This is a genomic window from Myxococcus sp. AM009 (assembly GCF_013372605.1).
Classification (GTDB): Bacteria; Myxococcota; Myxococcia; order Myxococcales; family Myxococcaceae; genus Myxococcus; species Myxococcus vastator.
On record NZ_JABXEP010000261.1, the window covers coordinates 1 to 6,931 of the forward strand.

Sequence of the window (6,931 nt, forward strand, 5' to 3'; positions counted from 1 at the left end):
GCCTCGCGGGCCGGAAGCAGCTTCTTCTCCAGCTTCTCGCGGTCGCGGGACTCCTTGAGCGCCAGCTTCGCGGCGGCGGCCTGCTCCTTCTCCTGCTGCTTCGACAGCCGGAAGGCCTCTTCCGCCATGGCCTCGGCCTCGGCGGCCTCGGCCTCTTCCGCCAGCCGCTCGGCTTCGGCGAGCTCTTCTTCGTCGGCCTCGAGCTGCGCGAGGAAGGCGGCCTCCTCCAGCTTCTCCTCGGCGGCGCGCTCCTGGCGCTCCTGGTAGGCCACCTTCTGCGCTTCCCAGAACACGCTGGCGGATGCCTGGACGCGGCGGCCCAGCACGCACAGCCCGGCCCAGGCCAGCGAGCACACCTTGAGGAAGGTGTACTGGGTGCCCACGATGAGGGCGGCCGCGCTGATGGCTGTCACCAGGATGACGGTGCCCACCGTGGAGAACAGGCTGGACATGATGCCGCCCAGGCCGGCGCCCAGCGCGCCACCCGGCGGGTGTGCCCAGCCCTTGTCACCAGCGAACATCAGCTGCGTCAGCACGGACACGCTGACCGTCAGCAGCGCCAGGCTGATGATTTGCGGCCCCCGCTTCCGGTCCCGGTTGCCCACGAAGAGCACCATGGCCGTGTAGATGCCGCCCGCCGGGATGAGGTAGGCGCACACGCCCAGCAGGCCGCGCAGCGACTCCGCGATGAGGTGCCCCATGGGGCCCACCGCGTTGTTGAATCCCGGGCCCACCCGGTCCTTCGCGTCGAAGGTGGCCACCGCCAGCAAGGCAATCAATGACGCCGCCAGCAGGAACACACCGATGATGGCTCGGGTGGCGACGTCGCCGCCCTTGCCGGCCTTGATCCGCTTGTCCGCCAGCGCCCTGCGGCGCGTCGCGATTTCCTGCCGGGACAAGACCGCCTTCTCCGCCCGACCCTTCTTCGCCGTCATGTCCGTCTTCCCTCTGCGCGTCTCAGCCGCGTAGCGGGCTGTAGCAATGCCCGCCGCGAGTGTAGGGAGAGCGGGGGAGCGGTCAATTTTCCAGCTCCGGACGGGGGACCTACATTTCGGCTGCACCCCTCCGCAGAGGGGGTATGGTGCCGCCCAACATCGCCGCCCGGGCGCGCATGCCGCGCGGCGGCGGGACTTCGTGGAGGAACATCACATGGCCGACGCTCGTACCGACAAGCCGTCATCCACCGAGGAGGAGTACTTCGCCCGGGAGGAGATTGAGAAGAAGCGCAAGCTGGCCCTGGAGCAGGCCGCGGCGAACGCGGCGCAGCAGCGCGAGGAGCTCAAGAAGCTCCACTGGATGAAGTGCCCCAAGTGTGGCCTGGACCTGCAGACGCTGAAGCAGGGCAACGTCGAAATCGACACCTGCTTCAACTGCCACGGCGTCTTCCTGGACGCCGGGGAGCTGGACCAGCTGGTGGCACAGCACGGCCACGAGGGCAGCGGCAAGGTGATGGGGGCCATCCTCAACCTCTTCAAGAAGAAGTAGGCCGCCGTGGCGCTCACGCTCGAGCAGGTGCGCCATGTGGCCACACTGGCGCGGCTGTCGCTGACTCCGGAAGAGGAGCAGCGCTTCACCACCCAGCTGTCCGCGGTGTTGGACGCGGTGGAGCAGCTCCAGGCGCTCGACGTGGAGGCCGTGGCGCCCACGTGTCATGCCACGCTCACGTCCTCGCGGCTGCGTGAGGACGTGACGCGGCCGTCCCTGCCGCCAGAGAAGTCCCTGGCCAACGCGCCGGCGAAGTCCGACACGTCCTTCGCCGTGCCGAAGATCATCGAGTAGTCCCGGAGATTCCACGCCATGCAGCTCACGGACCTCACGATGCTGGAGCTGGCCGCGAAGCTGGCCGCGGGAGAGGTCTCCTCCGAGGAGGCCACCCGCGCGAGCCTGGCGCGCATCCAGCAGGTGGATCCAAAGGTGCGCGCCTTCCTGCGCGTGGACGAAGCCGGCGCCCTGGCCGCCGCTCGCGCCAGTGACGCGCGCCGCAAGGCGGGCGGCCCCGCGAGCGTCCTGGATGGCGTGCCGCTAGGGCTCAAGGACATCTTCCTCACCGAGGGCGTGGAGACCACCGCCGGCTCGCGCATCCTGGAGGGCTTCGTTCCGCCCTATGACGCCACGGTGGTGCGCCTGCTGAAGGAGGCGGGCCTGCCGCTGGTGGGCAAGCTGAACATGGACGAGTTCGCGATGGGGTCGTCCAACGAGTCCAGCGCCTTCTTCCCCAGCCACAACCCGTGGGACGTGTCGCGCACGCCGGGGGGCTCGTCCGGTGGCTCGGCGGCGGCGGTGGCCGCGCGCGAGGTGTCCGGCGCGCTGGGGACGGACACGGGCGGCTCCATCCGCCAGCCCGCGGCGCTCACCAACACCGTGGGGCTGAAGCCCACCTACGGCCGGGTGTCGCGCTTTGGCGTCATCGCCTTCGCCTCGTCGCTGGACCAGCCGGGCTCCATGACGCGCACGGTGGCGGACGCGGCGGCGCTGCTCCAGGTGATTGCGCGGCCGGACGCACAGGACGCCACGTCCGCGGACGCGCCCGTGCCGGACTATTCGGCGGACCTGGAAGCCGGTGTGCGGGGCCTGAAGCTGGGCGTGCCGCGCGAGTACTTCACCGAGGGCATGGACCCGGAGGTGGAGGCCGCGGTGCGCGAGGCCCTGCGCGAGTACGAGCGCCTGGGCGCGACGCTGGTGGACGTGTCGCTGCCCCACACGAAGTACGCGCTGGCGACGTACTACCTCATCGCGCCCGCGGAGGCGTCCAGCAACCTGGCCCGCTATGACGGCGTGCGCTTCGGCCTGCGGGCGAAGGACGCACGCAGCCTGCGGGACGTGTACGCGCTGACGCGGGAGCAGGGCTTCGGCGCCGAGGTGAAGCGCCGCATCATGCTGGGGACCTTCGCGCTGTCCTCTGGCTACTACGACGCGCACTACCTGCGCGCGCAGAAGGTCCGCACGCTCATCCGCGAGGACTTCACGCGGGCGTTCCAGCAGGTGGACGCGCTGCTGTCGCCCACCTCGCCGGTGCCGGCCTTCAAGCTGGGTGAGAAGGTGGAGGACCCGCTGTCCATGTACCTCATGGACATCTACACGCTGCCTTGCAACCTGGCGGGCCTGCCCGGCCTGTCGGTGCCCTGCGGCTTCACGAAGGCGGGCCTGCCCGTGGGCCTGCAGGTTCTGGGACGGCCCTTCGACGAGGCGGGCCTGCTGCGCATCGCCCGCGCCTACGAGCGCGAGCACGACTTCTTCCGCCGCTCCGCGCCCCTGTAGGGGAGCGCCGAGCGTCCGCCCTGGTGACACCGCCATGCCCGTGAGCGATTTCCAGCCCGTCATCGGCCTCGAGGTCCACGCGCAGCTCCTCACGCAGTCCAAGATTTTCTGTGGCTGCTCCACCGCGTTCGGCGCCGAGCCCAACCGCAACACCTGTCCGGTGTGCCTGGGCATGCCCGGCGTGCTGCCGGTGCTCAACCAGCGCGTGGCGGAGTTCGCCGTGCGCACGGGCCTGGCGCTGGAGTGCACCATCCGCCCGACGAGCGTGTGGAGCCGGAAGAACTACTTCTATCCGGACCTGCCCAAGGGCTACCAGATTACGCAGTTCGACCAGCCCATCTGCGAGCACGGGCGGCTCGTCATCGACACGCCGCGGGGCGAGAAGACCATCCGCATCCTCCGCATCCACATGGAGGAGGACGCGGGCAAGAGCGTGCATGACGCGGGCGGGGGGCAGAGCCTGGTGGACCTCAACCGCGCGGGCGTGCCGCTGCTCGAAATCGTCAGCCAGCCGGACCTGCGCGACGCGGACGAGGCGGTGGAGTACCTCAAGACGATGCGGGACGTGCTCGTCTACCTGGGCGTCAATGACGGCAACCTGGAGGAGGGCAGCTTCCGCTGCGACGCCAACGTGTCGGTGATGCCCAAGGGCGCCACCACGTTCGGCCAGCGCTGCGAGCTGAAGAACCTCAACTCGTTCCGCTTCCTCAAGCAGGCCATCGAGTACGAGATTGCCCGGCAGGTGGACGTCATCGAGTCGGGCGGCAAGGTGGTGCAGGAGACGCGCCTGTGGGACGTGAGCAAGGGCGTCACCCGCTCCATGCGCAGCAAGGAGGAGGCGCACGACTACCGGTACTTCCCGGAGCCGGACCTGCCGCCGCTGCACGTGAGCGCGGAGGCCATTGACGCCGCGGCCCAGGCGCTGCCGGAGTTGCCGCGCGCGAAGCTCCAGCGCTTCACCAGCCAGTACGGACTGCCCGCCTATGACGCCCGCATCCTCACCGCCGAGCGCCCGCTGGCCGATTACTTCGAGGCCTGCGCCGGGCACTACAAAGACTACAAGAAGCTCTCCAACTGGTTCCTGGGCGAGCTGATGCGCCTGCTGAAGGAGGAGGGCACGCCGCTGTCCGCGCTGCGCTTCACGCCGGCGCAGCTGGGGGAATTGCTGGGCGCCGTGGACCAGGGCACGGTGTCCGCCAACGCGGGCAAGGACGTGCTCGGGGAGATGTTCCGCACGGGCAAGGCGCCTGCGGACATCATCGCGGAGAAGGGCCTGGCCCAGGTGCGCGACACCGGCGCCATCGAGGCGGTGGTGGACGACATCCTCGCGAAGAACGCGGGGGAGATTGAGAAGTACCGCGCCGGCAAGAAGCAGGTGTTCGGCTTCTTCGTGGGCCAGGTGATGCGGGCCATGAAGGGCAAGGGCAACCCCGCCCTGGTCAACGAGCTGCTGAAGAAGAAGCTCGGCGACTAAGGCGTGCCTTGCTCGGGGATGGGGACGGTGGCGTGGACCACCTCCTCCTCCTGCGTTGTCTGGGCCTGGGCGAGCACTCGCACGTCGCCGGAGGTCGTGCGCTCCAGGATGTGCGAGGTGGCCGTGAAGGTGCCGCCGAACAGGCTGCCCACCTGCTGCGCGCTCACCACGTAGCGCACGTTCCGGAGCGTGCGGAGCTGCGCGGGCAGGCCTTCCTGTTGCCAACGCTCGTCTGGGGCATGGGACGTCCCTGGCCCGGCGTGGATGGCGGGATGGGCGAGGACGTCCACTCGCATGGCGTCGAGATACTGCGCGCAGGGGACGAACCAGGGCTCGTCGCGGGTATACGGCTGGGCGAAGCCGTCATAGCCGACGAGGGTCGCCAGCTTTCCGAAGGGCGTCGGGAGTACGGGCAGGTCCTCCGGGCGGCCAGGGCTGAGGTGCAGCCCGGCCTCCCAGGAGGGCACCAGGTTGGCCTTGCGCGCGGTCGCGACGCGGTGGCCCTCGGGGGAGAAGGTGTAGCTGGTGTTGTAGGTGCGCGCGCCGGAGGGCTCGAAGTCCGGCGAGTCCTCTCCTCGGCGACTGGCGGGCAGCAGCGCACTGCCGGCCACCACCCACAGGCCGAAGTCCCGCGCGATGCCAGAAAAGGTCTTCCACATCGTCCGGTGCACGAGGGGCGCCCGGGCGGCGTAGAGGCACTCCGTCAGCGACGGTGGCTGGAAGTCGCGCCAGGCCTTCCACACGCCCCAGGCTTCAGAGAGGACCACGCGCTTCAGCGCCCCCTGGACCGAGGTGCAACGTCGCACGCGGTGCAGGTGGCCCAGGAACAGCAGCGGTGCCCCCACCGACTCCGGCCACACGACGAGGGCCGGGTAGCGCGGCTGGCCTGACGCCTCCCGGGCGCGCAGGGCATCCACCTTCGCGGCCAGCGCCCGGTGTCGCGCGACGAAGGCTGCTGGAGAGGCGTAGTCCTCCATCGAGACACGGGGCTGGAGGGCGAACAGTTCGACGAGGTCGGTGGTCGTGTCCACGGCGCGTTACTTCAGCAGGCCATTCTCGCGCAGTCGCTGCTTGAGAAAGGCATCCGCGGTGATGGGCGCGTGCCGCGCCGGGGTGTCCGCCGTCTGGGTGCAGGGCAGCGCCTGGAGCACGCAGTCCGCAGAGGGGTGGACGAAGAAGGGCATCGAGTAGCGCACCGTGTCCTCTTCCTTGCTGCGCGGGTTCACCACCCGGTGCGTGGTGGCGGGGATGATTTCGTTCGTCACGCGGCTGAGCATGTCGCCCGAGTCGACGACAATCTGCCCGCGCAGCGTGTCCACCGGCAGCCATTCCCCGTCGCGGGTGAGCAGCTCCAGGCCGGACGCGGTGCCCTCGCAGAGCAGGGTGATGAGGTTGATGTCCTCGTGCTCGGCGGCGCGCACGCCCCCCGGGATGAAGCGCTCCTTCAGCGGCGGGTAGTGGATGAGCCGCAGCACGGAGTTGCCGTCCGTGGCCATGCCGCTGAAGGTGTCGCGCGCCACGCCGAAGTACTCGGCCAGCGCCTGGAGCATGACGCCCGCCGCGCCATCCAGCGCGTTGAAGAGCGACAGCGTGTGCTCGCGAAAGGTGGGCACCTCGGTGGGCCACACGTTGGGGCCGTAGCGCGCGTGGTACGGGTGCTCAGGTGGCAGCTCTCGGCCCACGTGCCAGAACTCCTTCAGGTCCCCCACCTGGCGGTTCTTCGCGTGCTCCTGGCCATACCCGATGTAGCCGCGCTGGCCGCCGTGCCCCGCCTGGGCGTAGGGGGCCTTGGTGGCCTCGGGCAGGGCGAAGAAGCGCTCCACGTCCGTGTACGTGCGGCGGATGAGGCCGTCGTCGATGCCGTGGCCTTCCACCGTGACGAAGCCGAACTCCTTGATGCCGTCGCCGAACACCTGCACGAAGCGGGCGCGCTCCTGGGGCGTGCCCGTGCGGTAATGGGACAGGTTGACGACGGGAATGCGGCGCTGGGTTGGCGACATGGCGCCGCACTCTAACCACCGTGATGGATTGTCGGCACGCACAGCGTCCGCCAGAGGACCCTGTTCTCCGACTGTGGCTTCGAGGGTGCGGCACCAGCGGACATCCGCCCTCATCCTCAGTGGAAGTCAGTGCTCCCGGATTCCATGTTGGGCGGGCAGGTTGGGGGGAGGCGGATGCCCGAGGTGAGCAGCGGTGGTG

Annotated in this window: 7 protein-coding genes; 4 read left to right on the plus strand and 3 right to left on the minus strand. The window is 69.6% G+C overall.

Features of this window, described 5'->3' with window-relative positions; genetic code table 11:
- The coding region (locus HV824_RS34295) for a DNA translocase FtsK 4TM domain-containing protein (protein WP_176425145.1) at positions 1-935 on the minus strand (935 nt) is incomplete at its 3' end.
- Positions 936-1,149: 214 nt separating this feature from the next.
- Between HV824_RS34295 and HV824_RS34300 the strand changes: the two genes are divergently transcribed.
- The 4 genes from HV824_RS34300 to gatB are packed head-to-tail and all read left to right on the plus strand — an operon-like array spanning position 1,150 to position 4,732.
- On the plus strand, positions 1,150-1,485 hold the full coding sequence (locus tag HV824_RS34300; protein WP_176416132.1) for a zf-TFIIB domain-containing protein: 336 nt from the start codon (positions 1,150-1,152) through the stop codon (positions 1,483-1,485).
- A gap of 6 nt (positions 1,486-1,491) precedes the next feature.
- Positions 1,492-1,779: an Asp-tRNA(Asn)/Glu-tRNA(Gln) amidotransferase subunit GatC gene (gatC, locus tag HV824_RS34305; RefSeq protein WP_176409481.1), complete on the plus strand. Its 288-nt coding sequence runs from the start codon at positions 1,492-1,494 to the stop codon at positions 1,777-1,779.
- Positions 1,780-1,797: 18 nt separating this feature from the next.
- Positions 1,798-3,258 (plus strand): Asp-tRNA(Asn)/Glu-tRNA(Gln) amidotransferase subunit GatA, encoded by a 1,461-nt coding sequence (gene gatA, locus HV824_RS34310; protein ID WP_176416133.1) that lies wholly within the window; start codon positions 1,798-1,800, stop codon positions 3,256-3,258.
- A 34-nt stretch (positions 3,259-3,292) separates the two neighbouring features.
- Positions 3,293-4,732, plus strand: coding sequence for an Asp-tRNA(Asn)/Glu-tRNA(Gln) amidotransferase subunit GatB (gene gatB, locus HV824_RS34315; protein WP_176416134.1), 1,440 nt, complete (start codon positions 3,293-3,295; stop codon positions 4,730-4,732).
- On the opposite strand, the gene HV824_RS34320 is transcribed toward gatB, so the two are convergent.
- The gene (locus HV824_RS34320; RefSeq protein ID WP_176416135.1) at positions 4,729-5,763 is read right to left on the minus strand and encodes a carbon-nitrogen hydrolase family protein; all 1,035 of its coding nucleotides are present in this window, start codon (positions 5,761-5,763) and stop codon (positions 4,729-4,731) included. The genes gatB and HV824_RS34320 overlap by 4 nt on opposite strands.
- A 6-nt stretch (positions 5,764-5,769) precedes the next feature.
- A complete protein-coding gene (locus HV824_RS34325) occupies positions 5,770-6,732 on the minus strand; it encodes an isopenicillin N synthase family oxygenase (RefSeq protein ID WP_176416136.1) in 963 nt (320 codons plus the stop codon).
- Positions 6,733-6,931: the final 199 nt, after the last annotated feature.

Bases quoted from the DNA above. Each gene is read 5' to 3' on its own strand.
- HV824_RS34300 (WP_176416132.1), top strand. From the start codon at position 1,150: ATGGCCGACGCTCGTACCGACAAGCCGTCATCCACCGAGGAGGAGTAC.
- gatA (WP_176416133.1), top strand. From the start codon at position 1,798: ATGCAGCTCACGGACCTCACGATGCTGGAGCTGGCCGCGAAGCTGGCC.
- gatB (WP_176416134.1), top strand. From the start codon at position 3,293: ATGCCCGTGAGCGATTTCCAGCCCGTCATCGGCCTCGAGGTCCACGCG.
- HV824_RS34325 (WP_176416136.1), bottom strand. From the start codon at position 6,732: ATGTCGCCAACCCAGCGCCGCATTCCCGTCGTCAACCTGTCCCATTAC.